The sequence below is a fragment of the Mycobacterium alsense genome, from assembly GCF_002086635.1.
Classification (GTDB): Bacteria; Actinomycetota; Actinomycetes; order Mycobacteriales; family Mycobacteriaceae; genus Mycobacterium; species Mycobacterium alsense.
Window position 1 is genome coordinate 1 of sequence record NZ_MVHD01000001.1, and the last position, 24,752, is coordinate 24,752.

The window sequence follows — 24,752 nt, forward strand, 5'->3', positions numbered from 1 at the left end:
TATTCCGTTCTCGTGGCCGCGAAGTTTTTTAAAGGAGCCCCCCTTCCCCAAAAACCACCCCGCCGTTGCCCCCCGGCCCGCCGTTGCCGGCGAGGCCGCCGACGACGCCCGCGGTGCCGTTGGTCGCGTTTCCGGCGGAGCCGGTGAGGCCGGCGCCGCCGGCCCCGCCCCGGCCGCCGTTGCCGAAGAACCAGGCGTTGCCGCCCCTGCCGCCGGGCTGCCCGGCCGCCCCGGATCCGCCGTCGCCGCCGTCGCCCCACAAGAGCCCGCCCGGCCCGCCGTCCTGGCCGGTTCCCGGCGCCCCGTTGGCGCCCTTGCCGATCAGCGGGGTTCCCAACAACAAGTTGGTGGGCGCATTGATGATCCCCCGCACTTCTTGCCAGATCGCGTCCAACGGCGAGGCATTGGCCGCCTCGGTCATCGAATAGGCGCCCCCCGCCGCGCTCAGGGCCCGCACGAAGCCGGCATGAAACCCCGCCGCCTCGGCGCCGAGCGCTTGGAAGGCCCGCCCCTGGCTGGAGAACAGGCCCGCGATCGCGGCCGACACCTCGTCGGCGCCGGCCGCCACGACCCGCGTCGTCGAGGCCGTCGCCGCCGCGTGGGCCGCGCCGAGCGCCGACTCGATACCGGCCAAATCCGATGCCACCGCCGCGATCATCTCCGGCGCCGCGATCACAAACGACATTTCCGCCACCTACTAGCTCGTCGGGCCCTCGGGCAAGTCAGCAGATATTGCGCGACCAGCCTCGCCGGGATGGGTGGGGCGGGCTAGCGTAGTCGACTACTTAATCGGGCTGAACGGGGCCGTGGGAATGGCTAACGGCGGCAGATACTTCCGGGTCCACCGTCCCTAGCCGGACGCCGGATCCGCCACGCAGCGAAAGCCGATGTGGGTCGTCGCGGTGTCCTGTGACTGCGGTGACCGCGCGGCCGGGCGGTAGCGGTGGCAGTACTCCGGGGCGCACAGATGCGAACCCCCCTTCAGCGTCTGGCTGACACCCGGATCGGCCGGAGCCGAAGGCGCGCAACACGCTTTGGGTGGCCCGTCGAGCCGGTGGTGTGCCGAGAACTCGGTGGCGGTCCACTCCCACACATTCCCGATCATGTCGAGCAGGCCGAATGCGTTGGGCGGGAAGGCCCCCACGGGCGAGGTGCCGACCCAGCCGAGCGCGCCCTCGTTGCGGTACGGGAACTTTCCCTGCCACGTGTTGGCCATCAGCCGGCCATCGGGGCTGGCCTCGTCGCCCCACGGGTACGTCGCGGTGGCTCCCGCGCGCGCCGCGTACTCCCACTCGGCCTCACTCGGCAGCCGCCGGCCGGCCCAGCGCGCGTACGCCGCGGCGTCGGGGTAGGCCACCTGCACCACCGGGTGATCGGCCCTGCCCTCGATGTCGCTGTCGGGGCCGAACGGATTTCGCCAGTTGGCGCCGGGCACCCACTCCCACCACTGCCGCCAGTCACGCAGGTCGACCGGGCCACGCGTCGGTCGGAAGACCATGGCCCCCGGACACAGGCCCTCCGGATCCGCGCCCGGATACAGCGCCGGGTCTATCGGTTGCTCGGCGACGGTCACATAGCCTGCGGCGGCGACGAATTCGGCGAACTGTGCGTTGGTGACCGGATGGCGCTCCACCGCGAAGGCAGCGACGGTCACGGTATGGATCGGCGCCTCTTCGGGATAAAAGCTCGTCGAGCCCATGCGGAACGATCCGCCCGGCAGGTCGACCAACTCGGTGAGCATCCCTTCAGGGTATTCCGTCCGGGCAAGCGCACCCCGTCAGTCGGATTGGCGGTACCAGGTGGCCATGTAAAGGACCATCGCCGCGACCAGCGCGATCAGCACCCAGATCACCAGGGCCTGGTCGATCCACGCGCCCGGCGGCGGCGAGCCGGGAAGGAAGTTGCGTATGGGGATGACAGCGAACAGCATGGCCGCAAACCAGGTGACGAAGGGCGGCACGAATTTCCTTCTGCCCAAGGCGATCTGAATGGCCACGGTGAGCGCCAAGGCGGGCAGGGCGAAGAGCACCAGGCAGATTCCCGCGTCGAAGATCAGCGCGCCCTTTGCCCGGTGCAATGTGATGATCACGCTGTCCCCGCGCTCCGAGTCCTGGCTCGCCTCACCGACGCGCCGCAGGCTGACCTCCCAGCCGTCCAGCTGCCCGGCGACCTCGACCCGGGCGGGTATGTATTGGCGGGCATCGCCCTGGCCGACGAGCACGTCCGCCGAAAGCGTGTCGGTGCTGTAGGAATCGAACGGCCAATTATTGGGATTGCCGTGCGCCTCGATCGTGGTGGCGACCTGCGCCGGCGACTTTCCCGCCGGGTAGACCAGGTCTCCCAGATCATTCGGAGGGTCCATGCGCACGGCGGTGTCGGTGGTCAGCACGTCGAGGCGCTTGTCGAACATCTTGTCCTGGGGAATCACGAGCACCTTGACGGTCAGGCGGTTCGCGACGGTATCCAGCTTCTCCAGGCGCACCAGCACGACGGTGTCGTCGGTGGTGCTCAAATCGGGGGGCTTGATGGGTCCGGATGCGTTGAACAGCAAGTGGACCCCGAACAATGAGAGGCCGTAGACGATGAGGAAGGCCAGCAGGATGGCGACCCCGATCGCCTTGCGCCGTCCCCGCCGGGTGGCGGTCTCGGGAGGCGCCGCGGGCGGTGACTCCGGCGGAGTGGGTGGCGTCGCGGGCGGCGGTGCCGGTGGAGCGTGATGGGTCATCGGTCGCACCTCCGTGCGGTAAGCGAAAACTCGCCGGGCAAGCCACGAGGATCTGATCGTAGCGAACCGGCGCTGTTCGCGCGCGACGTCGGAATTTCCATCCTCAATAGGCGATTTCCACCCAGCCGTCGGACGTTGGACCGTCGCCCAGCGAAATCCCGTTGCCGTGCCCTCCTGGAGCGGTCAGGCCTTGTTCGCCTGCCTTCGGTCCCGTTGTCGCCACCAGCCGAGGAGGAACAGGGCCATGGCCGTAACCAGCCCTATCAGCACCCATAGCACCACGGCCTGGTCGATCCACGAGCCGTACGGCGGGCTGCCCGGGAGAATGTTGCGCAGCGGGACGATAGCGAACAGCATCGCGGCGTACCAGGTCGTCATCGGCGGCAGGAACGAGGTCCTGCCCAGCGCCACCGGGATGGCCACCCACAACGCCAACACGGGCAGGGCGATGAGGACCAGGCAGATGCCGATGTCGAAGATCAACGGACCCCTGGCCCGGTGCAAGGTAATGGTCACGTTGGCCAGGTCGTCGGGGTTGGGGTCGTCCGGGTCGTGGACGCGGGTGACGGTGGCGTCCCAACCGTCCAGCTTTCCGGTCACCTCGACGCGGGCGGACGCCTTTTCGCGGGTTTGCCCGGAACCGGTGAACACGTCGGCCGCGATCACCTGTGTCCGGTACGAATCGAAGGGCCAGTTACCCGGATCGCCGCGGGCCTCGATGGTGGTGGTGACTTGCGCGGGCGCCTTTCCCACCGGGTACTGCAAATCCCCCAGATCGTTCTCCGGGTACAGCCGCACGGCCGCGTCGGCGGTGAGCACGCCGAAGTTCTTGTCGTACAGCGAATCCTTCGGGTAGACAAGAACATTCACCGTCAGGCGGTTCGCAACGGTGTCCAGCTTCTCCATGCGCACCTGCACGACGCTGTCGTCGGCCTCGAACTTGCTCAGGTCGACCGCGGGGAGCGGGGGCGCCGACCTGGCCAACAGGTGCACGGCGATGAGGGACAGCACGTAGATCACGATGACGGCGACGACGATCCCGAACGCGATGGCGACGCGCACACCGCGCGGCTCGGGCGGCGCCGGCGGCAAAGGCTCGGTGCTGTTGGGCATCACGGGGCCAGATGCTACCGTCTGCCACCGCTGAAACTGGGACTTTTCAGGGGATGACGACCGCAAATTGCTGCATCACTGTGGATTTCGCCGCGTCGAAGCCGGTCGAGCCGGATGGTCCCTGAAGATGAACGGTCACCAGAAATGCCGCGGTATTGGTCCAGATGTGGGTGACGCGGTCGGCCAGATCGACCGAGCCGGGCCCGGAGCCGGTGCCGCTGAGCAATTGGCTGCTGTAACCGCAGAACTGAGCGGGGGCGACGGCGACCTTGAGACCGGGATGCCCGGTGCGCAGGTCCGCCGCATAACGCAGGAAGGCCCCGCCGGGGTCGAGGGCCGTAGGCGTGATGGCCACCCGCACCGACATGCCGCCCGGCCCGTTCCCCGTGAGTGCCACGTCGCCGGTGCCCGGGGACGAACTCCAGCCGTCCGGCAGTGGGATCGTGATTTCGGGCGCCGCCGGGTCCGCCACCGACGCTTTCGTCATGGTGCCGCTCGCGGGTGGCGGCGGGAAGCACGCCAATGCGTTGGGCGGAATGTGGTCACGCAACGTGGTTTCGACGCCGGGTACCGGCTCGGCCGGGTCGGGCGGGCGCGTGGCCGGTGGTGGTTCCGAGGTCGCCGAGGACACCTTTCGGCCGGTGGCGCTGCCGCCGGTGGTGATGTCGCAGCCCGCCGCCAGGACGGCCAGCAAGCAGAGCGCCGCGGCCTCAGTCGCGCGAGAAGGCCAGCGCGATCTCATTTTTCACGTCCACATAGGACCTGCCGGACACGTCGAGGGTGACCTGCGCGACGGTGCCGCCGGTGAACGAGAACGGCGCCTTGTAGCGCCCACACACCGCCGAGCCGCCGTTGCGGCCGACCGTGATGCCGGCGCCGGCAAGACCGAACGTCCCGGGATGCGTCTGCACCCCGGAAAGCGTGGCGACCGCGGCGTCGTCGATGAACAGCGTGACGTCGCCGAGGGGGGTGTGGCTGTTCGGCACGGTCCCGGTCCGCGAATAGCTCACGCCGAGCACATGTTCGCCCATCGGCACCACGCCCTCGGACGAGACCGTCTGCTGTCGCTCGCCGAGGAAGTTGTAGACGAAATGCAGGCGCCCGTCCTGGATGAACAGCGCGTACCCACCATGCGCGCCGCCCTGCTTGAACAGCACCCCCTCCGCGCCGGCGGTGTCCACGCTCACCTCGGCCAGCACCGAGAAGGACCTGCCGCGAATCTCGGCGGCCGCGCCGATGCCCACGTCCGCGCAGCCGGGGTAGTACACGTAGCTGGACCGTTCGCCCACCAGGTAGGGCCGCGACCGGGTCATCGTCTCCAGGATGTTCAGGTCCGACAGCGGCAGCCCGTTGTACTTGGCCGCCTCGGAAAACCACAGCGCCTTGAGCTCTTCCAGCTTCTCGGGATGGGTGGCGGCCAGGTCGTGGCACTGGCTGCGGTCGGCCTCGATGTGGAACAACTCCCAGCGATCGGCGTCGAAATGCGACCAACCGGCCGGCGTGGCCGCGTGCACGGTGTTGGCGAACCAGCCCTCGTGCCAGATTCCGCGGGTGCCCAGCATGGTGTAGAACTGGGTCCGCTTTCCGGTGTCGGCACCCGCATCATCAAGGGCCGCTTTGAAACTCACGCCATCGAGCGGCTTCTGCGCGATGCCCTTGACGGTCTCCGGCGGTGTCATGCCCAGCATGTCGTAGACGGTCGGCGTGATATCGCTGACGTTGACGTAGTTGTCGCGAACCTCGCCGTGCGCCGCAATGCCGTTGGGCCAGGACACGATTGCGGTGTCGGCGATGCCGCCCTCGTGGGATGCGTAGCGCTTGTACAGCTTGTAGGGCGTGTTGAACGCCATCGCCCACCCGATCGGGTAGTGGTTGTAGGTCTCCGGCGCGCCCAGGTGGTCGAAGAGCTTCATGCTCTCCTCGACGGTGTCGATGTAGCCGTTGAAGAATTTGCCCTCGTTCACCGATCCGTTCGGGCCGCCCTCGCCGCTGGCGCCGTTGTCGGAGATGACCACGACGATGGTGTCGTCGAGTTGGCCGGACTCCTCGAGATAGTCCAGGATTCGGCCGATCTGGGCGTCGGTGTAGCTCAGGAAGCCGGCGAACACCTCGGCCATTCGGCAGAACAGTCTTTTCTCTTCGTCGTTGAGCGAGTCCCACGGCCGCACCGTGTCCTGCAGCGGCCACGGCTCACCCTGGGGGCCCTTGACGTCCGAGTACGGGTTGACCGGCGACAGTTCGGTGTCCGGGGGCACGATCCCCAGCGCCTTCTGTCTTTCCAGCACGATCTCGCGGTAGCGCTCGTAGCCCATGTCGAACCGGCCCGCGTAACGGTCCGCCCACTCCTTGAAGACATGGTGCGGCGCGTGCCCGGCGCCCGGGCACACATAGCTGAACCACGGTTTGTCGGGCGCGATCACCTTGGCGTCGCGGATGAATTGGATCGTCTTGTCGGCGATGTCCTTCGACAGGTGATAGCCGTCTTCGGGCGTCGCCGGCGGATCGACCGGGTGGTTGTCGTAGACCAGGTCCGGATACCACTGGTCGGTCTCGCCGCCCATGAACCCGTAGAAGCGCTCGAAGCCGCGCGAGGTGGGCCAGTGTCGTTTTGTCGCCGCCAGATTGGACTCCTCGAGCGGCGTCAGGTGCCACTTGCCGACGCAGTAGGTGTTGTAGCCCCGTTCGGCGAGCACCTCGGAGATCAGCGCGGTGTCGGCCGGGATCCGCCCGTTGCAGTTCGGGAAGCCGTCGGTGAACTCCTCGATGGTGGCCATGCCGACCGTGGTCGCGTTGCGGCCGGTCAGCAGCGACGCCCTGGTCGGCGAGCACAGGGCGGTGGTGTGGAATTGCGACAACCGCACGCCGCGCTCCGCGATCCGTGTCATGGCGGGCATCTCCACCAGGCCGCCGAAGCAGTCCCACGTCGCGATGCCGGTGTCATCCCAGACCAGATAGAGGATGTTCGGTGCGTTTTCCGGCGCCGTCGGTGCCGCGTACGGCCCCCAATCCGGCTCCGAATCGCGGATATCCAGCTCGATCTTGCCGCGAAATTCCGCCGAGTCAGTGGACATGCGCCGAGCGTAACGCCACGGCGAATGATCCGGCCGGCTTTTGGCCGCGGCGCTACGCCCGGCAAACGCAGGCGCCCGAGACCGCGGGGGTCTCGGGCGTCCGTCGGTGTCTGCCGGCGGCCTCGGGCCGCTCGGACCTACTTGGCCTTCTCCAAAATCTCGACCAGCCGCCAGCGCTTGGTCGCCGACAGCGGACGGGTTTCCATCAGCGACACGCGGTCGCCGACGCCGGCGGTGCTGTCCTCGTCGTGGGCCTTGACCTTCTTGGTGGTCCGGATGATCTTGCCGTACAACGGGTGCCGCATGCGGTCTTCCAGCTCGACCACGATGGTCTTCTGCATCTTGTCACTCACCACGTAGCCGATGCGCACCTTGCGCCGACCCCGCGACTTGGGATTGCTGGGAGTGTGCTTGGGGCCCTTGTCTTTCGACGCGTCGGCCTTCGGGGCGGCCTTCTTGGGAGCGGCCTTGGAGGCGGCTTTGGCCCGCGTCGATCCCGTCGATCCAGCCTTCTTAGCTTCTGCCATCACGAATCCTTGTTTCCGTCGGTCCCGTCGGGCCCGCTGGCCAGACCCAGTTCCCGCTCGCGCAGCACGGTGTAGACGCGCGCGATTTCTTGACGCACCGTGCGGAGCCGGCGGTTGTTGTTGAGCTGTCCGGTCGCCATCTGGAAGCGCAGGTTGAACAGCTCCTCCTTGGATTCGCGCAGACGTTCGGTGAGCTCGTCGTCGGTGAGCTCGCGCAGTTCGCCTGGCGAAACACCCAGTGCCATCAGAACTGATCCTCTCGGGTCACGATGCGTGCCTTGATCGGCAGCTTGTGGATCGCGCGGGTCAGCGCCGCGCGGGCCACCGCCTCATTGGGGTAGCTGAGCTCGAACAACACCCGGCCCGGCTTCACGTTGACGACCCACCATTCCGGGGAGCCCTTACCCGATCCCATCCGGGTTTCGGCCGGCTTCTTGGTCAGCGGGCGGTCGGGGAAGACGTTGATCCACACCTTGCCGCCACGCTTGATGTGCCGATTGATCGCGATACGGGCCGACTCGATCTGCCGGTTGGTGACGTAGGCGTGCTCCAGCGCCTGGATGCCGTAGTCACCGAAGTGCACCGCCGTGCCACCGCTGGCGATGCCGCGCTGGCGGGGATGGTGCTGCTTGCGGTGCTTGACTTTGCGGGGAATCAACATGACTCAGCTCTCCGTGCTCTGCGGTTCGGGGGCGGGAGCCCCCTCTGCGGGGGGCGCGGGGGGCGCGGTGGGCGCGGCGGTTGCGGTGCCCTCTTCGGCGCCGGCGGCGCGGCCGGCCTCCGTGCTGGTCGCCGTGGTGCCCGACGCGCCGCTCCGCCGGGGACGCGTGCCCGACGGCCGCTCGCGGCGCGGACGGTCGGCGCCCGCCGGAGCGGCGGCGGCCAGTTCGCGCTTGCCGCCGACGATGTCGCCCTTGTAAATCCACACCTTCACGCCGATCCGGCCGAAGGTGGTCTTGGCCTCGTACAGGCCGTAGTCGATGTCGGCACGCAGGGTGTGCAGCGGCACCCGGCCCTCGCGGTAGAACTCCGAGCGGCTCATCTCGGCGCCGCCGAGCCGACCCGAGCACTGCACCCGAATGCCCTTGACGTTGGGCTGGCGCATCGCCGATTGGATGGCCTTGCGCATCGCGCGCCGGAACGCCACGCGGTTGCTCAGCTGTTCGGCGACGCCCTGGGCCACCAATTGTGCCTGCGACTCAGGGTTTTTGACCTCGAGGATGTTGAGCTGGACCTGCTTGCCGGTCAGCTTCTCCAGGTCCGCGCGGATCCGGTCGGCCTCGGTGCCACGGCGGCCGATGACGATGCCGGGCCGCGCGGTGTGGATGTCGACGCGGACCCGGTCGCGGGTGCGCTCGATCTCCACGTCCGCGATGCCGGCCCGCTCCAGGCCCGTGGACAGCAGCCGCCGAATCGCCACGTCTTCCTTGACGTACTCGGCGTACTGCTTGTCGGCATACCAGCGGGACTTCCAGTCCGTGGTGATGCCCAGCCGGAAGCCGTGCGGATTGATCTTCTGGCCCACTAGTCTGAGCCTCCCTTCGCCTCAGAAGTCTCAGCCTTGGCCTCGGTTTTGCCGGATTTGGTTTCGGCCTTCTTTGCGGGCGCCTTCTTGGCCGCCGGGGCCTTCTTGGCTTCGGTTTTCGCCGGGGCCTTCTTCGCGGGCGCCTTCTTGGCCGCCGGGCCGGACGCGGCCTTCTTGGCCGGCGCCGTCGCGGCGGCCTTGCTGGCCTCGGCGCGGCGGGCCCTGGTCGACTTCGCCGACCGCTGATCCTTGGCCGGCCGGCTCTCCACCACGACCGTGATGTGGCTGGTGCGCCTGCGGATCCGGAACGCGCGGCCCTGGGCGCGCGGGCGGATGCGCTTGGCGGTCGGACCCTCGTCGGCGTAGACGGTGGCGACCACCAGGGTCGCCGGGTCCAGGCCGTTGTTGTTCTGCGCGTTGGCCGCGGCGCTGGCGATGACCTTGGCCACCGGCTCGCTGGCGGACTGCGGCGCCCAGCGCAGGATGTCGAGCGCGTCGGCCACCGACCGGCCGCGCACCAGGTCGATGACCCGGCGCGCCTTGCGCGGCGACACCCGCACGAACCGTGCCTTGGCCGTCGCCGTCGGAAATTCAGTGGTGGTCATCGCCGCTTGGCCTTCCGATCATCCTTGATGTGCCCCTTGAAGGTGCGCGTCGGTGCGAACTCACCCAACTTGTGGCCGACCATCGCCTCGGTGACGAACACCGGCACGTGCTTGCGCCCGTCGTGCACGGCGAAGGTGTGGCCGATGAAGTCAGGGATGATCGTCGAACGACGCGACCAGGTCTTGATGACCTGCTTGGTGTTCTTCTCGTTCTGGACGTCCACCTTCTTGAGCAGGTGGTCGTCGACGAACGGGCCCTTCTTCAGGCTGCGTGGCATGTGCTACTCCTGAACTTCCATCACGCTGCTAGCGACCGTGCTTCTTGCCGGTGCGCCGGCGCCGGACGATGAGCTTGTTGCTGGCCTTGTTGGGGTGGCGGGTGCGGCCCTCGGGCTTGCCCCACGGACTGACCGGGTGCCGGCCACCGGAGGTCTTACCCTCACCACCGCCGTGCGGGTGGTCCACCGGGTTCATCACCACACCGCGGACCGAGGGGCGCTTGCCCTTCCACCGCATGCGACCGGCCTTGCCCCAGTTGATGTTTGCCTGCTCGGCGTTGCCCACCTCGCCGACGGTGGCGCGGCAGCGCACGTCGACGCGGCGGATCTCACCGCTGGGCATCCGCAGCGACGCGTAGCTGCCCTCCTTGCCGAGCAGCTGGATGCTCGACCCGGCCGAGCGCGCCAGCTTCGCGCCGCCGCCCGGCCGCAGCTCCACGGCGTGGACCAGGGTACCGGCCGGGATGTTGCGCAGCGGCAGGTTGTTGCCCGGCTTGATGTCGGCGTTGGGCCCCGACTCCACCACGTCACCCTGCGAGAGGCCCTGCGGCGCAATGATGTAGCGCTTCTCCCCGTCCAGGTAGTGCAGCAGCGCGATGTTGGCGGTGCGGTTGGGGTCGTACTCGATGTGCGCGACCTTGGCGTTGACGCCGTCCTTGTCGTTGCGGCGGAAGTCGATCACCCGGTAGGCGCGCTTGTGCCCACCGCCCTTGTGGCGGGTGGTGATCCGGCCGTGCGCGTTCCGGCCGCCGTGCCCGTGCAGCGGGCGCACCAGCGACTTCTCCGGCGTCGACCGGGTGATCTCGGCGAAGTCGGACACGCTGGCGCCGCGGCGGCCCGGGGTCGTCGGCTTGTACTTACGAATTGCCATGTCTGTTCAAGTCTTTCTTTCGTCGACGGGCTAGCTCGGTGCCCCGAAGAGGTCGATCGGCTTGCTGCCCGGCGCCAAGGTGACGATGGCGCGCTTGGTGCTCTTGCGCTTGCCGTATCCGGTCCGGGTGCGCTTGCGCTTGCCCTGGCGGTTCGCGGTGTTCACCGACGCGACCTTGACGGAGAAGATCTTCTCGATGGCGATCTTGATCTGCGTCTTGTTCGAATCGGGGTGCACCACGAACGTGTAGACGTTGTCATCGAGGAGCCCGTAGGACTTCTCCGAGATGACCGGCGCCAGAATGATGTCGCGGGGGTCAGCGATGGTCGCCATCAGGCCGAAACCTCCTCGGCTGTCTGGTTGTTCGCCGCCGCGTGAGAGGCGTTGTGGGCGGCGATGTAGGCATTGAGGGCCTCGACGCTGAACACCACGTCGTCGGAGCGCAGCACGTCGTAGGTGTTGAGCTGGTCGGGCGTCAGGACATGCACGCCGGGCAGGTTGCGCACGCTTTTCGCACCGGTCTCGTCGGTGCGGCCGATGACCACCAGCACCTGCTTGCGGTCGGTCAGCGTGCCCAGGAAAGCCCTGGCGCTCTTGGTCGAAGGCGTCTGGCCCGCGACCAGCTCGGTGACGGCGTGGATGCGGCCGTTGCGGGCGCGGTCGGACAGCGCCCCGCGCAACGCCGCGGCGATCATCTTCTTGGGCGTGCGCTGGCTGTAGTCGCGCGGCTTGGGACCGTGCACGGTGCCACCGCCGGTGAACTGCGGGGCCCGCGTCGAGCCTTGGCGGGCACGGCCGGTTCCCTTCTGCCGGTAGGGCTTGCGGCCACCGCCCCTGACCTCACCGCGAGTCTTGGTCGAGTGCGTGCCCTGCCGGGCGGCCGCGCGCTGAGCGGTGACCACCTGGTGCATCAGCGCGATATTGGCCTCGGCGTCGAACAACTCGGCCGGCAGCTCGACGGAGCCGTCGACCTTGCCGTCGGGCGTCTTGACGTCAATTTTGAGCGCGTTCTTGGCAGCCATCACTTCTCACCTCGTTTGACCGCGCTGCGGACCATCACGAGGCCACCGGTGCGTCCGGGGACCGCGCCCTTGATCAGCAGCACGCCGTTCTCGGTATCGACCTTGTGCACCAACAGGTTCTGCACGGTCACCCGGTCGTTGCCCATCCGGCCGGCCATCCGGGTGCCCTTGAAGACACGCGCCGGGGTGGCGCAGCCGCCGATGGAACCCGGCCTGCGGTGCACCGCCTGCGCGCCGTGGCTGGCGCCCTGACCGCGGAAGCCGTGCCGCTTCATGGTTCCGGCGAAGCCCTTGCCCTTGGAGGTGCCGGTCACGTCGACGTAGGTGCCGTCGGCGAAGATCTCGGCGGTCAGCTCCTGGCCGACCTCGTATTCGGCGGCGGCGTCCGAGTTGTCCAGGCGCAACTCGGCCAGGTACCGGCGCGGGTTGACGCCCGCGGCGGTGTACTGACCGGTCACCGGCTTGTTGACCTTGCGCGGGCTGATCTCGCCGTAGGCCAACTGGACGGCGCTGTAGCCGTCGCGCTCGGGCGTGCGGATGCGGGTCACCACGTTGGGCCCGGCCTTGACCACCGTCACGGGCACGACCTTGTTGTTCTCGTCGAACACCTGCGTCATGCCCAGCTTGGTACCCAGGATGCCTCTTCTTGCCATGGGTTCTGGATCTCCTACTGGATGTTGACGTCGACGCTGGCCGGCAGGTCGATGCGCATCAGCGCGTCGACCGTCTTCGGCGTGGGATCGAGGATGTCGATCAACCGCTTGTGGGTGCGCATCTCGAAGTGCTCCCGCGAGTCCTTGTACTTGTGCGGAGAGCGGATGACGCAGTACACGTTCTTCTCGGTCGGCAGCGGCACCGGACCCACGACGCTGGCACCCGTGCGGACGACGGTCTCGACGATCTTGCGCGCCGACGCGTCGATGGCCTCATGGTCGTAGGCCTTGAGCCTGATGCGGATCTTCTGTCCCGCCACGCTTCTCCTGCCCTCACTCTTCGCGAAGCCCGTACCCGGGCTTACGTTCACGTCTCAGGTGCCTCCCAGCGCGCCAATCGGCCGGCCCACCGTGGGCCGATCGAGCGTCGCGCCGGGCACTGCGCCGCTGTTTACCTGTCGTGGTCCACCGGCCCCCGCGGTCGGGTGTGTCACCCTTACGCAGCCTCGCTCGCGACCAAATTAGTCGCGTTCCGAGGATGGGACCGGACGCGCCCGTTGTGGGCGCTGGTCGTATGCCCCGGCCAGGCCAGAACCTGGCGAAAGGCAACCTGAACAGTATGCCTCAGATCATTGCTCGGTCAAAATTCGGCGCCGACCGGACGGCCTCAGGCACCTGCCGATTCGATACTGACCGCGCTGGCCCTCCGCTGCGCGCGCTGGACGTGCAGGAAGCCGTCGACGGCCGCGCGCGCGCATTCGAAGTAATCGAAGTCGGGCAGGGTGGACAGGCGGCCCAGGACCAGCGGGCCGATCAGTAGCGCGATCGCGCGCGACCGGTCGACCTCGCCCAGCTCGGCGGCGGCCTCCGCGCTGTCGAATATCGCGTCGAACGGCGCCGCGTACTGCTGGGCGATGCGCTCGCGCAGGGTGGTGATCGAGGCGCTGTCGGCCACGGGGGTGTGACGGGGTTCCGGCAACTCCTCCAGGTCGCGGCCGAGGGCCAGCCACGACATCGCGGTCAGGGCGGCCGGTGCGTGCGCCACGACTTCGGCCTGGGCCAGCACCAACGCGACGAGCCGATCGCGCAGCGATCCGTCGGCCGGCGGCATGGGCGGCGGCGGTATCAGGCTGTTGAATGCCGCTGCCAGCAAATCGTTTCCGCTCGGGAAGTGGCGATACAGCGTCGCCCTGGCTACGTTGGCACTACGGGTGACCGCGTCGACGGTCACCGCGCTGGGCCCCCCGGAACGCAGCAGCGCGGACGCCGCCTCGAGCAGACGGGCCCGGGACCGCGCCGGCCGGGGATCGGTACTCGCGCCGGTAATTGTGAGCCACCTCCCTGTTTGGGAACGAGATTATCGGCTACTTCCGAGACTACTGGTCCCAAAAATCCTTCCGCCCCCGTTAGGAGGCACCTCACTATGGCCGACACCCTGGTACGGCCTGATCAGCGTACTGATCCGACGCGCATCGGTGGTAGTCCCCGAGCCCGAAACTGGACACTGGCCGTCGCCTGCATGGGCGTCGCGCTGGTGGTCGCGTCGATGACCGCGCTCAACACGGCGCTGGGAGACCTCGCGGTCGCCACGTCTGCCACCCAGTCGCAGCTGACCTGGATCGTCGACGGCTACACCGTCGCGCTGGCGTGCCTGCTGCTGCCCGCCGGGGCGATCGGCGACCGCTACGGCAGGCGCGGCGCGCTGCTCGTCGGCCTGGTGGTGTTCGCCCTGGGCTCCGCGGCGCCGGCGCTCCTGCACAGCCCGCTGCAGATCATCGCGGGCCGCGCGGTGGCCGGTGCCGGCGCCGCCTTCGTGATGCCCGCGACGCTGTCCCTTTTGACCGTGGCCCATCCGAAGGAAGATCGCATCAAGGCCGTCGGCATCTGGGCGGGCACGGCCGGTTCCGGCGGGGTGCTGGGGATGCTCGGATCCGGCCTGCTGCTTCGCTTTTGGGACTGGCACGCGATCTTCTGGTCGCTGGGCGTCGCCGCGCTGGCGATCTTCGCCCTGGCCTGCACGGTCGCGTCGTCGCGCGAGGACGACGCGCCCCGGATCGACGCGTTGGGGGCGGTGCTGATCGGGGCGTCGGTCGCGATCGCGGTGGCGGCGATCCTGGAGGCGCCCAACCGCGGCTGGAGCGACCCGCTGATCTGGGGCGGGCTGGTCGCGGGAGCGATCATCGCCGCGGTGTTCGGGGTGGTCGAATTCCTCCAGCGCCACCCGCTGCTGGACGTTCGCCTGTTCGCCGACCCCGCCTTCGCCACCGGCGTCGCGACGATCGTCGTCCTGTTCGGCGCGACCTTCGGTTTCTTCTACCTGGGTATGCAGTACGTCCAGCAGATCATGGGCTACTCGCCGCTGATGACGGCCATGGCGTTCGGCCCGTTCATGGTGCCATTGGGCATTTTCTCGGCGCTGTCGTTCTGGTACGTGCCCAAGCTGGGCCTGCGGCTGGTGCTGTTCGTGGGCACGCTGGTGATGGCCGCCGGCTTCCTGAGCATGGGGACGCTCGACCTGCATTCGACATTCTTCGATCTGGCCTGGCCGACACTGATCCTCAGCACCGGCATCGGATTCTGCACCGCGCCAACGACGTCGGCGATCATGGGTGCGGTTTCCGACGAGAAGCAGGGCGTCGCGTCCGCGGTGAACGACACGTCGCGGGAGGTGGGCGGGGCGCTGGGCATCGCCGTGGCCGGGTCGATACTGGCGGGGCGCTACTCGAAGGAAGTCGCGCCGCAGTTGACGGCGTACCCCGAGCCCGTCCGCGGCGCGGCGACCGATTCGCTGGCCAAGGCCGTCGAGGTGGCGGACAAGCTCGGGCCGCAGGGCCGGCCGCTGGCCGAGTTGAGCAAGGCGGCGTTCATGACATCGATGCACGCCTCGACGACGGTGCTGGCCGTGATCGTCGCCATCGCCGCGGTCCTGATCGGGGTGTGGGCCCCGGGGCGCGACGGCCGGCAGCTGGAGCCGGTGCGTCGGCTGGTGGCCTAGAGATCGTCTGAAAACGCCTCGGCCGATCCCGGGTGGGCGATACCATCCGGCTTGAGGACCGTGCGTCACGGGGAGGCGGACGATGTCGAGGTTAGCCGGGGGAGCGGAATGTCCTATGTGATCGCAACGCCCGAGTATGTGGCGGCCGCCGCGCTGGATCTGATGAACATCGGGTCCGCGGTCAGCGACGCCAACTCCGCAGCGTTGGGTCCCGTGTCCAGCGTGGCGCCGGCGGGCGCCGACGAGGTGTCGGCGAGCATCGCGAGCCTCTTCGACGCGCACGCGCAGGCCTACCAGGCCATCAGCGCGGCGGCGCAGGCCTTCCATGCGCAGTTCGTCCAGCTGATGAGCTCCGGCGCGGAGCAATACGCCCTCGCCGAGGCCGCCAACGCCAGCCCGCTGGGCCAGGGCGTGTTCGGCGGTGGCCTGAATGGAAGCAACGCGCCCAGCCAGGCCTTGAACGCCGCGTCGACCGCCCAGCCGCTGGTCGGCGGTGCGGCCTCGGCCGGGTCCGCGGCGGCGGGGGTGCCGGCGGGGCTGGCCGGTAGCGCGGCGCCCGCCGCTTCGATGTCGCCGGCCATGGCCGGATCCGCGGCGGCGGTTGCCCCCGCGTCGGCGGCGCCGGTCGCGCTACCGCCGACGGCTGCTCCGCTCGCGGCGGCCCCGGCCGTCGCGCCGCTGGCTTCGGCCCCGCTGGCGCCGGCCGGCACGCCCGCGGCGGCGATCCCGGCGGGCCCGCCGGTGGCTGCGGACGTCGCTCCCGTCGCGGCCACGCCCGCATCGGTTGCCGCCCCGGTGGCGGCCGTCCAGGCGGAAGCACCGGTGGTCTCCCCGGCCGCGCAGGCCATGCCGATCGGTACACCGCTCACCGCGGCGCCCGCGGCAACCCCGAACTATTCGCCCGCCACGCCGCCCTATTCCCCCGCAGCGGCGGCCACCAGGGAGCAGCCTGCGGTGCCGGGCGAGCCGGTCGAAATACCGCCCCAGTCGGCCTGATACCGAAAACCTGGTTTCATCGGACGAATTCCGCGGCCCGGTGCCCGAGCATCACGATGGTCGCGTGCGGTCCGCGGCTGGGGACCGCGGGCAGGATGGAACCGTCGATCACCCAAAGGTTTTCGATGCCGTAGACCCGGCAGCGCGGGTCGACGACGGCGCGCGGGTCACCGTCGGGCCCCATCGGCGCGCTGCAGCACAGGTGCTGCGACGTTGACCAGACGGCTGGACCGATGTGCGTGACCGCGCCGAACAGTTCGCGGGCCAATTCGGTGCCCAGGCGCAGCGCCTCGACATCCGCGGGCTCGCTGTCGTAGCGATGCTCGATGTGGAGCGGTACCCCAAAATCGTCGGACGCCAGCGTCATTCGTCCACGCGCCCGAGGCCGCATGAGCGCCACCCCGATATGCGGCCAGTCCCGATGTCCGGCGGTGCCGTCGCCCGTCATCGCTACGAAACCACCCGTGTAGGGCCTTATTTCGATTCCGTCGGCGGTGCTGAGCACCACCTCCAGCACGGGCCGATCCACGGCCACCGCCCAGTTCGTCGGCAACACCCATTCGGGATGGTCGCTGCACCCCGACCCGACCGGCAACGCCGCCAACACGTCGACGCCGGCCCGCCGCAACATTGCCTCCTCCCCGATGCCCGAGACCATCAGCAGATGCGCCGATCCAATCGCACCGGCGCACAGGATGATCCGATCGCCGGACAGTGCCGTCGGCCCCTCGGGACCGATGGCGTCGACACCCACAGCGGTTGTCGCCGAAAAGCGCAGCCGAACCGCGCGGGTATGAGCCAGCAGCGTCAGGTTGGGCCGATCCAGCGCGGGTATCAGGTAGCCGGCGCCGGAGCTGGTGCGGACGCCGTCGACGATGTTGAGCGGGACCGCGCCCACACCGGACGGCAGTTCGGGTCCCACGTCGTTGAGGTCGGCGATCCACGGAAACCCGGCGCGCCGGGCGGCGGCGACGAACGTTTCCGTGGCACCGGTCATGTCGTGCGTTCGGCGAACGGGTATGGGCCCACTGTCGCCGTGGGCCGGGGTGTCGAAGTCCAGGTCGGTCTCGATGGCCCGGAAATGATCGACGACGTCAGACCATGCCCACCCGGGTATCCGGTGCCGGTCGAAGTCGCTGGGCAGGCCGCGGCAGAAGTAGCCGCCGTTGACCGCGCCGGAACCCCCGATCGTCGCCCCACGCACGATCGGCAACTGGCGCGCGTGTTGATCGGTCAGCCGGGTCAGATACCGCTGGACCAGCGGGCTGCCGGTCCCGATCGGCAGGCGCAGGCCGTTGGTGGTCTGGGCCAGCAACCCCGGGTCCTCGAGTCCGGGACCCGTCTCCACGACGGTCACGGTGCGGCCGGGGTCCGCGGAAAGGCGTTCGGCAACAACCGATCCAGCGCTGCCGGCGCCGACGATCAGCACATCGCTGTGCGGTACGGCTTTAGTCAAGGCGGGTCGAGGCTACGTGCGGATCTGCGGTTTGAGCGCGCGCACGTTGCGTTCGCGCGCCACACCCCACCACAACCCCAGGCCGTAGGCCAGGTCGTCGACGCGCTTGAGCACGAGGTAGGTCAGCAGCCCGATCGGCTCGGCCTCCTCGCCGGTGGCGTCGCGGCGGCGCAGCCAGTCCACCACGCCGTCCATGACCGCCGCGACCAACACCACCCGCCTGCACTGCCGCGACAGGACGGCCGCCAGCAACGCCAGCGGCCAGTAGTGCCGGCACAGGGCCGACGCCAGCTGCAGGGCCGCCGACCACAGACCGCGGGTCGCGATCGCGACGACGTCCAGCAACGAGGTCTCGGCGCCGCGCATCGCCTTGGCGATGCGCCCACCGGTCAGCAGGGCGAGCGCGATCGAGGCGAGCTGGCTGAGGCTGGTCCCCAGCGCCATGAGTATCCAGGCCATCAGCGCCCAGCCGGAAATCACCACCGGGGCCGTCTTGTCCGGATGGCGCACGGACAGCGGCGCCGCCGAACCACCATAGAACGCCTTGCGCGCCAGCCAATCCCGTAACTCGGTGCGGTGGTCGTGGGCCACCTGCGCAATCGGCTCGTAGCGCAGCCGGGTACCCGCTTCGATGAGTCGCCAGCACAGATCGACGTCCTCGCCGGACTGCATGGTCTCGTCGAACCCCCCGACGTCGCGGATGGCCGAGCGGCGACAGATGATGGCGGCGCTGGGGACGTAGGACACCGTGCTGTGCGGCAGCACCGGGGCCTCGCGCTCCCCGAGGTCCAACGACGAGTGCACCGCCTCGTAGCGCGCCACCAGGTTCTCGCGTTGCGACAACCCCACGATGCGGGGCGCTACCAGGGCGACGGTGGGATCGCAGAAGTGACCGAGCAGGGCTTCCAGCCAGCCCCGGCGCGGCGTCACGTCGGAGTCCAGGAACGCGACGAAGTCGGTCGTGCAGGCGGCCAGCCCGGTGTTGCGCGCCGCCGCCGGACCCTTGCTGTGGGCGTGGCGCAACACCTCGACATCGCAGTGCGCGCCGATGAAGTCTTCGGGCTCGATCGGCGGGAACGAGCCGTCGTCGACCACGATGACTCGCAGCCCACGCAGCGAGCTCACCAGGCGGCGTGCACCGGAAACGTTGTCCCGCACCGGGATTACCACGGTCACGTCGCGGTGCGACGGGCCGCCGGCGGGCCGGGGGTGGGCCACCGTGGCGTCCAGCAGGGTGCGGGCCAACTGCGCGCTCATGTCGTCGCGGACCTTCAGCCGGCCGTCGGACAGCATGCTCTGCGCGGCGGGGGCCAACTTCAGCAGCCGCGTCGGCGAGCCGCCCAGCAGGGCCGAGCCGTCGCCGAGCACCCGGACGCGGCGGTCGACCTGGACGGCGAATCCGTCCGGCAGCCGGGTGGCGGTCATGTCAGCATCCCGCCGTGCCCCGGCGACCACCGGGCGACCCGACGGGCGCACTCCTCGACCATCCCGGCGAAGATGCGTCGCCCGTCGGTGGCGGTCGCGGTGGTCGGGTCCCCCAACACCCCGGCCCGGCTGACCGCCGCGACTCCCCCGCGGCGCATCGCGGGAAGCAATTCGGGCAGCGGTGCCCGGTTACCGGGAAGCCACCGGTCGGTCAGCACGTCGGCCGGCGAGATATGCAGCAACACCGATGTTTCGGTATGGCCGGCGTGGGCGTCGCCGCCCGGGGCGACGCAGGGGCACCATCCGGCGTCGCGGCCTTCGGCCCGCAGCCGGCCCACCGCCTCGTTCAAGGCGTCGACGTTGCCGCCGTGGCCGTTGACGAAGACCAGCCGCCCGGCCCAGCACGCGGCTGACCTGCCGTACTCCACCAGCAGCAGCGCTAGCGCCGCGCCGCCGATGGAGATCGTTCCGGCGAAGTCCTGGTGCTCGCCGCTGGCGCCGTAGGCGATGGCCGGCGCCACCAACCAAGGCTGCTCGAGGCGCGCCCGCGCGCCACGGGCGACCGCGGTCGCAATGCGGGTGTCGGTGTCCAAGGGCAGGTGTGGACCGTGTTGTTCGGTCGACCCCAGCGGGACCATTATCGACGGCGAGGTGCTTGATAGCTGGCTCGACGTCGCCGTTCCTAATTCGCCGAGTACGGGCACTCGGTGATGGTAGGACGAATTCACCTGGCGTGCACCAATTGTTGACGTTTGAAAATTAATTTTTTTCCGGTGTGTACACCGAACGGACGAATTCCCGGCTCGTTCGTCACGGTCGCCTCGCGAGCACCAGAATTTTCGCGACGCCGATTGCGGATTAACACGGAAATGAAATCACTGGTAAAGGGACCAATATGCCCCGAATTCAGCCGCGTGGCACCCCGAGCGCCCGGGCGAAGCCGTCCGGGACCAGGACGTCGTCCGGGCCGAGGTCGTGGACGCTGGCGTGCCCGAGACCCATCAGCGCCGAGTCGATGCCGCCGCGCAAAATGTCGAGGACGTTTTCGACGCCCGCCTGGCCGGCCGCGGCGAGGCCCCACAGATACGCCCTGCCGATCATCACCGCGCGCGCCCCCAGCGCCACCGCCTTGACCACGTCGCTGCCGCGCCGGATGCCGCCGTCGAGCAGCACCTCGACCTGATCGCCGACGGCCGCGGCCACCGCGGGCAGCGCGCGGATCGACGCCGGCGTGCCGTCGAGATTGTTGCCGCCGTGATTGGACACCGAGATCGCCGAAACCCCCGCATCCACGGCCCTTTTGGCGTCGTCGACACGCATTACGCCCTTGAGCATGAACGGCCCGCCCCATAGCTCGCGGAGCCAGGCGATGTCGTCCCAGGTGGGCGGCGGCGTGCCCATCCACTCCCCGTAGGCGGCGAAGAACGGGGGCCCGGGCTCGCCGCGGCGGGCCTGATTGGGCACCCGCAGCTCCGGCGGATGCAGCGTCTTGCCGAACTTCCACAGCCAGCGGGGCTTGAAGACCGCCTCCGGGGACAGCCGCAGGATGGTCCGCAGGTTCATCTCCTCGGGGATCTGGGGGCTGCCCCAGTCGCGCCCGTGCGAGAACGACCAGTCGGTGGTCACGATCAATCCAACCGCGCCGGCCTGGCGCGCCCGTTCCACCCGCTCGGCGATCGCGTCGCGCCCGCCGAGCCAGTACACCTGGAAGAACAGCTTGGGGTTGGCGGCGATCACCTCCTCGATCGGCTTGCTGGCGAAGGAGGACAGTCCCATCGCGGTTCCCCGCGCCGCGGCGGCGCGCGCGACGGCGACCTCCCCGTCCGGGTCGACCGCCTGGACGCCGGTCGGCGAAATCACTACCGGCATCGAGATATCTTGTCCCATAACGGTAGTCGACAGGTCGCGCTTTTCCGGCGCACCGACGACGTGGGGCGCAAATCCGAGTTCCCCGAACGCTTCGACGTTGTCGGAGACGGTAATTCCTTTTTCGCTGGCCGCGATGAGCGCCGAATAAACGGATTTCGGCAGTCGGCGTTTGGCGCGCTGCTGCGCGATCGCGACCGTTTCAAACCATTCGCCGGCCATCGCTATAGCGGGCTCTCGTTGCACGGGCGCGCGGGCGGGACCGCGGGTGGCCTGACCGACAGGGTCAGCGGCACCGGCTGGCGGACCGGCCTGCCCCGGGAATGGTCGGCCCGGGGGCGAGGGGTCTGGCGCTCGCGGGCGAGCGCCGGCCCGCCGTGGCCCTGGACGCACTCGGGATCGGGCCCGTCCAGTGGCAGGCCGGTGAAGAACTTCGCCGCCATGCACCCGCCGCGGCAGCTGTCGTAGTGCCCGCAGCTGCCGCACGCGCCCGCCGACTGCGGTTCGCGCAGCTCACGGAACAACGGCGCGTTCTTCCAGACAGCGGCGAAGCCAGTCCCAAATCCCGCGTCCGACAGGACGTTTCCAGCCAGGAACCGGTCGTGGATGGCGAACGGGCAGGCGTACACGTCGCCGACCGGGTCGATCAGGCACACCACCCGGCCCGCCCCGCACATGTTGAGGCCGGCCAGCGCGCCCGAGGAGCCGAGCGGGGCCAGATGGAAAAAGGAGTCGCCGGTGAGCACCCGCTCGCCCTTGGCGACCAGCCAGTCGTAGAGCTGAACCTGCTGGGCGGCGGTGGGGTGCAGGTCGTCCCAGACGTCGGCGCCCCGGCCCGAGGGCCGCAGCCGGGTGATCCGCAGCGTGGCACCGTACCGGCTCGCCAGCGCGGCGAATTCGTCGAGCTGGTCCACGTTGTGGCGGGTCACCACGACGGAGATCTTGGCGTCAGCGAAGCCCGCCGCGGCGAGATTCTCCAGCGCTCGCACCGCCATGTCGAACGAGCCTGCGCCGCGGACGGCGTCGTTGACCTCGGCGGTGGCGCCGTCGAGGGAAATCTGCACGTCGACGTAGTCACTGGCGGCCAGCCGGGCCGCGACCGCCGGGGTGATCCGAACCCCGTTGGTGGAGAACTTCACGCCGACGTGGTGCGCGGTCGCGTAGTCGACCAGCTCCCAAAAGTCAGGCCGCACAGTGGGTTCCCCGCCGCCGATGTTGACGTAGAACACCTGCATGCGTTCCAGCTCGTCGATGATGTCCATGCACTGGCGAGTGGACAATTCCCGTGGATCGCGCTTGCCGGATGACGAGAGGCAGTGCACGCAGGCGAGGTTGCACGCGTACGTCAGCTCCCACGTCAGGCAGATGGGCGCGTCCAGCCCACGCTCGAACTGCTCGACCAGCCGCGGCACTTCGGAAGTTCCGGCCGATGCCGTCGTCGTCGCCGTCGTCAAGGTGCCTCCTGGGGTACCAACATCTTCGAATCGGCCAACACGCCCAGCGCGTGCAGGTAGGGCGCGTGGGCGGCGTCCTCCACGCCCGCGGCGCGGCACGCCGACCGGACATCGCGGTGGTCGGCCAGCGACCGCACCACCGTGAGGATGGTGCGGTTCTTCAGAAAGGACAGCTTGCGGGTCCCGAAGTGGTAGAGCAGCGCGCCGAACGGCTCCGGGCGCACAGCCACCTGCGGATGCAACCGCCAGCCGCGATCCGGGTCGAACACGCGGGTCAGTAGACCCCGCACATGCCGTCGATGGACACCTCTTCCACGAGGGTCTCCGTGACGAGCTGGGTTTCGGTCTCGGTTTCGCGGTCCATGTGGATTACCTTTCGCCATGGGACTCGACAACGGGTCACGATCGTCGCCAGAATATGGCATCGAGTGCCGAAATGGAAGGGCGGGGTCCGATGACGCCGCAGTCGCGCGTGGGCAGGCGGCGCTCGACGACGCCCCACCACATCACCGACGTCGCCATCGAGCTGTTCGCCGCGCGCGGCTTCGCCGACGTCAGCGTCGACGACGTGGCGCACGCCGCCGGCATCTCCCGCCGCACGCTGTTCCGCTACTACGCATCCAAAAACGCCATCCCCTGGGGGGATTTCGACACGCACCTCGCGCACCTGCGCGAGCTGCTCGACGATGTCGATCCCGGGGTGCCGCTCGGCGAGGCGCTGCGCTCGGCGCTGTTGTCCTTCAACACGTTCGATGACTCCGAGACCGTCCGGCACCGCCAACGCATGCGCGTCATCCTGCAAACCGCTGAGCTCCAAGCGTATTCGATGACGATGTATGCCGGCTGGCGGGAGGTGATCGCGGGTTTCGTGGCCGGCCGGTTGGAGTGCAAGACGACCGACCTGGCGCCCCAGACCGTCGCCTGGATGATGCTCGCGGTGGCGCTGAGCGCCTACGAGCACTGGCTGAGCGACGAATCCGTCACGCTGCCCGCCGCGCTCGGCCACGCGTTCGACGTCGTCGGCGCGGGGCTGGAACGGCTGGGCAGGTGAACGCCGGGACCGCGCACCTGCCGCACACGCTGCGCTCCCAAGGCCGGTTCTGCGCGGGCTCCGGCTCCCCGATGTACGGGGAGCTGTTCGATCTGGTGGCCGGCGACGTGGAGGCGGGCGGTGTCTTCGCGACGATCCTGTCCGGCCACGAGGACGCCCCGGCGCGGCAGGCGGTGCCGCTGCGCTTGCTCGGTGGGCTGCACCGGTTGGTGCTCGATGGCCGGGCACCGGAATTGCGTCGCTGGTATCCCAGCACCGGCGGCACCTGGGACGCGGCGAACGCCTGGCCAGAAATCTTGCGCACCGCGGCGCGGCACCGCGACCCGCTGCGCGCGGCGCTGGGACAACCACCCCAGACCAACGAGGTGGGCCGGTCCGCCGCCCTGATCGGTGGATTGTTGCGCCTGGATCGCGGATCCGGTTGGCCGATACGACTTTTCGAGATCGGCTCGAGCGCCGGGCTGAACCTGCGCGCCGACCATTACCAGTATCGCTACAAATCGGGTCGCGGTGAGGGCCGATGGGGGCCGGCCGACTCGCCGGTGACCATCGACGACGCGTGGCGGGGCGCGCTGCCCCCCTGCGGTCGCGTCCGGATCATCGAACGCGGCGGCTTCGACATCGCGCCCATCGACGTCACCGCCGCCGGCGGGGAAATGACGGTGTTGAGCTACGTCTGGCCCGACCAGGGCGCCCGGCTGGAGCGGCTGCGCGCCGCCATCGCCGTCGCCCGGGACGTCCCGGCAAACCTCGAGCGCCGGACGGCCGCCGATGCGGTGGCCGGCCTGACGCTCGCCGAGGGCGCGTTGACGGTGCTGTGGCATTCGATCACCTGGCAGTACCTTTCCGAATCCGAGCGTGCGGCGGTCCGCGACGGGGTCGAGGCGCTCGGCGCCCGGGCGGGCGCGCGGTCGCCGTTCGCCCACCTCACCCTCGAGCCGTGGCGGGCCGCATCCCCAGGGCCGGGCGGGCCGATCGAGTTCGCGGTGCGGGCCCGCAGCTGGCCCGGCGGCGAGCTGGCGGTCCTCGGCCTATGCCACCCGCACGGCCCACCGGTGAACTGGCGGTAATTTTTTTCCCGTCGACCCGTCGGAATTCGCCCCGCCGCGGCGACGATAG

28 protein-coding genes and 1 pseudogene are annotated in these 24,752 nt (G+C 69.3%); 4 read left to right on the forward strand and 25 right to left on the reverse strand.

Annotation, left to right across the window (positions count from 1 at the left end; translation table 11 throughout):
- Positions 1 to 37: 37 nt before the first annotated feature.
- From BST11_RS00005 to BST11_RS00095, 18 genes and pseudogenes are all read right to left on the reverse strand, one after another.
- Positions 38 to 685 (reverse strand): annotated as a pseudogene (locus BST11_RS00005) (PE family protein); the annotation flags it as partial.
- Positions 686 to 850: 165 nt separating this feature from the next.
- The gene (locus BST11_RS00010; RefSeq protein WP_083136010.1) at positions 851 to 1,741 is read right to left on the reverse strand and encodes a formylglycine-generating enzyme family protein; all 891 of its coding nucleotides are present in this window, start codon (positions 1,739 to 1,741) and stop codon (positions 851 to 853) included.
- Between the two features lie 36 nt (positions 1,742 to 1,777).
- On the reverse strand, positions 1,778 to 2,725 hold the full coding sequence (locus BST11_RS00015; protein ID WP_083136011.1) for a DUF4436 domain-containing protein: 948 nt from the start codon (positions 2,723 to 2,725) through the stop codon (positions 1,778 to 1,780).
- Between the two features lie 183 nt (positions 2,726 to 2,908).
- Positions 2,909 to 3,838, reverse strand: coding sequence for a DUF4436 domain-containing protein (locus tag BST11_RS00020; protein WP_083136216.1), 930 nt, complete (start codon positions 3,836 to 3,838; stop codon positions 2,909 to 2,911).
- Between the two features lie 46 nt (positions 3,839 to 3,884).
- Entirely contained in the window at positions 3,885 to 4,532 is a 648-nt protein-coding gene (locus BST11_RS28090; protein ID WP_244897411.1) for a hypothetical protein, read from the reverse strand.
- A gap of 16 nt (positions 4,533 to 4,548) precedes the next feature.
- On the reverse strand, positions 4,549 to 6,909 hold the full coding sequence (locus BST11_RS00030) for an arylsulfatase (protein ID WP_083136012.1): 2,361 nt from the start codon (positions 6,907 to 6,909) through the stop codon (positions 4,549 to 4,551).
- Between the two features lie 137 nt (positions 6,910 to 7,046).
- Entirely contained in the window at positions 7,047 to 7,439 is a 393-nt protein-coding gene (gene rpsQ / locus BST11_RS00035; RefSeq protein WP_120313651.1) for a 30S ribosomal protein S17, read from the reverse strand.
- Complete coding sequence (gene rpmC / locus BST11_RS00040) at positions 7,436 to 7,681, reverse strand: 50S ribosomal protein L29 (protein WP_067324151.1); 246 nt, start codon at positions 7,679 to 7,681, stop codon at positions 7,436 to 7,438. Before rpmC ends, rpsQ begins: the two co-directional genes overlap by 4 nt.
- Positions 7,681 to 8,097 carry a 50S ribosomal protein L16 gene (rplP, locus tag BST11_RS00045; RefSeq protein WP_067324153.1) on the reverse strand — a complete coding sequence of 139 codons (417 nt, stop codon included), beginning with the start codon at positions 8,095 to 8,097 and terminating at the stop codon, positions 7,681 to 7,683. The genes rpmC and rplP overlap by 1 nt, the downstream gene beginning before the upstream one ends.
- A 3-nt stretch (positions 8,098 to 8,100) precedes the next feature.
- Positions 8,101 to 8,961 carry a 30S ribosomal protein S3 gene (gene rpsC / locus BST11_RS00050; RefSeq protein WP_083136013.1) on the reverse strand — a complete coding sequence of 287 codons (861 nt, stop codon included), beginning with the start codon at positions 8,959 to 8,961 and terminating at the stop codon, positions 8,101 to 8,103.
- Positions 8,961 to 9,566 carry a 50S ribosomal protein L22 gene (gene rplV / locus BST11_RS00055; RefSeq protein WP_067324157.1) on the reverse strand — a complete coding sequence of 202 codons (606 nt, stop codon included), beginning with the start codon at positions 9,564 to 9,566 and terminating at the stop codon, positions 8,961 to 8,963. Before rplV ends, rpsC begins: the two co-directional genes overlap by 1 nt.
- Complete coding sequence (rpsS, locus tag BST11_RS00060; protein WP_010908582.1) at positions 9,563 to 9,844, reverse strand: 30S ribosomal protein S19; 282 nt, start codon at positions 9,842 to 9,844, stop codon at positions 9,563 to 9,565. The genes rplV and rpsS overlap by 4 nt, the downstream gene beginning before the upstream one ends.
- 28 nt (positions 9,845 to 9,872) lie before the next feature.
- Entirely contained in the window at positions 9,873 to 10,715 is an 843-nt protein-coding gene (gene rplB, locus BST11_RS00065) for a 50S ribosomal protein L2 (protein ID WP_067324159.1), read from the reverse strand.
- Positions 10,716 to 10,745: 30 nt separating this feature from the next.
- Positions 10,746 to 11,048, reverse strand: coding sequence for a 50S ribosomal protein L23 (rplW, locus tag BST11_RS00070; RefSeq protein WP_066934863.1), 303 nt, complete (start codon positions 11,046 to 11,048; stop codon positions 10,746 to 10,748).
- Positions 11,048 to 11,737: a 50S ribosomal protein L4 gene (gene rplD / locus BST11_RS00075; protein WP_083136014.1), complete on the reverse strand. Its 690-nt coding sequence runs from the start codon at positions 11,735 to 11,737 to the stop codon at positions 11,048 to 11,050. The genes rplW and rplD overlap by 1 nt, the downstream gene beginning before the upstream one ends.
- Positions 11,737 to 12,390: a 50S ribosomal protein L3 gene (gene rplC / locus BST11_RS00080; RefSeq protein ID WP_067324163.1), complete on the reverse strand. Its 654-nt coding sequence runs from the start codon at positions 12,388 to 12,390 to the stop codon at positions 11,737 to 11,739. Before rplC ends, rplD begins: the two co-directional genes overlap by 1 nt.
- A 14-nt stretch (positions 12,391 to 12,404) precedes the next feature.
- The gene (gene rpsJ, locus BST11_RS00085; protein WP_003873519.1) at positions 12,405 to 12,710 is read right to left on the reverse strand and encodes a 30S ribosomal protein S10; all 306 of its coding nucleotides are present in this window, start codon (positions 12,708 to 12,710) and stop codon (positions 12,405 to 12,407) included.
- Positions 12,711 to 13,057: 347 nt separating this feature from the next.
- Complete coding sequence (locus BST11_RS00095; RefSeq protein WP_264010362.1) at positions 13,058 to 13,669, reverse strand: TetR/AcrR family transcriptional regulator; 612 nt, start codon at positions 13,667 to 13,669, stop codon at positions 13,058 to 13,060.
- A 240-nt stretch (positions 13,670 to 13,909) separates the two neighbouring features.
- Here BST11_RS00095 and BST11_RS00100 point away from each other — a divergent pair, with 240 nt between their 5' ends.
- The gene (locus tag BST11_RS00100) at positions 13,910 to 15,385 is read left to right on the forward strand and encodes an MFS transporter (RefSeq protein ID WP_372509623.1); all 1,476 of its coding nucleotides are present in this window, start codon (positions 13,910 to 13,912) and stop codon (positions 15,383 to 15,385) included.
- Between the two features lie 108 nt (positions 15,386 to 15,493).
- Entirely contained in the window at positions 15,494 to 16,381 is an 888-nt protein-coding gene (locus BST11_RS28095; RefSeq protein ID WP_083136017.1) for a PE family protein, read from the forward strand.
- 16 nt (positions 16,382 to 16,397) lie between these two features.
- Here BST11_RS28095 and mftG read toward each other — a convergent pair whose 3' ends face one another.
- From mftG to mftA, 7 genes are all read right to left on the reverse strand, one after another.
- A complete protein-coding gene (gene mftG / locus BST11_RS00110; RefSeq protein WP_083136018.1) occupies positions 16,398 to 17,837 on the reverse strand; it encodes a mycofactocin dehydrogenase MftG in 1,440 nt (479 codons plus the stop codon).
- Between the two features lie 12 nt (positions 17,838 to 17,849).
- The gene (mftF, locus tag BST11_RS00115) at positions 17,850 to 19,262 is read right to left on the reverse strand and encodes a mycofactocin biosynthesis glycosyltransferase MftF (protein ID WP_083136019.1); all 1,413 of its coding nucleotides are present in this window, start codon (positions 19,260 to 19,262) and stop codon (positions 17,850 to 17,852) included.
- Positions 19,259 to 19,990: a mycofactocin biosynthesis peptidyl-dipeptidase MftE gene (gene mftE, locus BST11_RS00120; RefSeq protein ID WP_083136020.1), complete on the reverse strand. Its 732-nt coding sequence runs from the start codon at positions 19,988 to 19,990 to the stop codon at positions 19,259 to 19,261. Before mftE ends, mftF begins: the two co-directional genes overlap by 4 nt.
- 178 nt (positions 19,991 to 20,168) lie before the next feature.
- A complete protein-coding gene (mftD, locus tag BST11_RS00125; protein WP_083136021.1) occupies positions 20,169 to 21,350 on the reverse strand; it encodes a pre-mycofactocin synthase MftD in 1,182 nt (393 codons plus the stop codon).
- A gap of 2 nt (positions 21,351 to 21,352) precedes the next feature.
- Positions 21,353 to 22,582: a mycofactocin radical SAM maturase gene (mftC, locus tag BST11_RS00130; RefSeq protein ID WP_142276134.1), complete on the reverse strand. Its 1,230-nt coding sequence runs from the start codon at positions 22,580 to 22,582 to the stop codon at positions 21,353 to 21,355.
- Complete coding sequence (gene mftB, locus BST11_RS00135; RefSeq protein ID WP_240492130.1) at positions 22,579 to 22,851, reverse strand: mycofactocin biosynthesis chaperone MftB; 273 nt, start codon at positions 22,849 to 22,851, stop codon at positions 22,579 to 22,581. The genes mftC and mftB overlap by 4 nt, the downstream gene beginning before the upstream one ends.
- 5 nt (positions 22,852 to 22,856) lie before the next feature.
- Positions 22,857 to 22,946 (reverse strand): mycofactocin precursor MftA, encoded by a 90-nt coding sequence (gene mftA, locus BST11_RS00140; RefSeq protein ID WP_067324183.1) that lies wholly within the window; start codon positions 22,944 to 22,946, stop codon positions 22,857 to 22,859.
- 90 nt (positions 22,947 to 23,036) lie between these two features.
- On the opposite strand from mftA, the gene mftR reads away from it, so the two are divergent.
- Positions 23,037 to 23,633 carry a mycofactocin system transcriptional regulator gene (gene mftR / locus BST11_RS00145; protein ID WP_083136024.1) on the forward strand — a complete coding sequence of 199 codons (597 nt, stop codon included), beginning with the start codon at positions 23,037 to 23,039 and terminating at the stop codon, positions 23,631 to 23,633.
- Positions 23,630 to 24,703, forward strand: a complete 1,074-nt coding sequence (locus BST11_RS00150; protein ID WP_244897414.1) for a DUF2332 domain-containing protein — start codon at positions 23,630 to 23,632, stop codon at positions 24,701 to 24,703. The genes mftR and BST11_RS00150 overlap by 4 nt, the downstream gene beginning before the upstream one ends.
- The last annotated feature ends 49 nt before the right edge of the window (positions 24,704 to 24,752 follow it).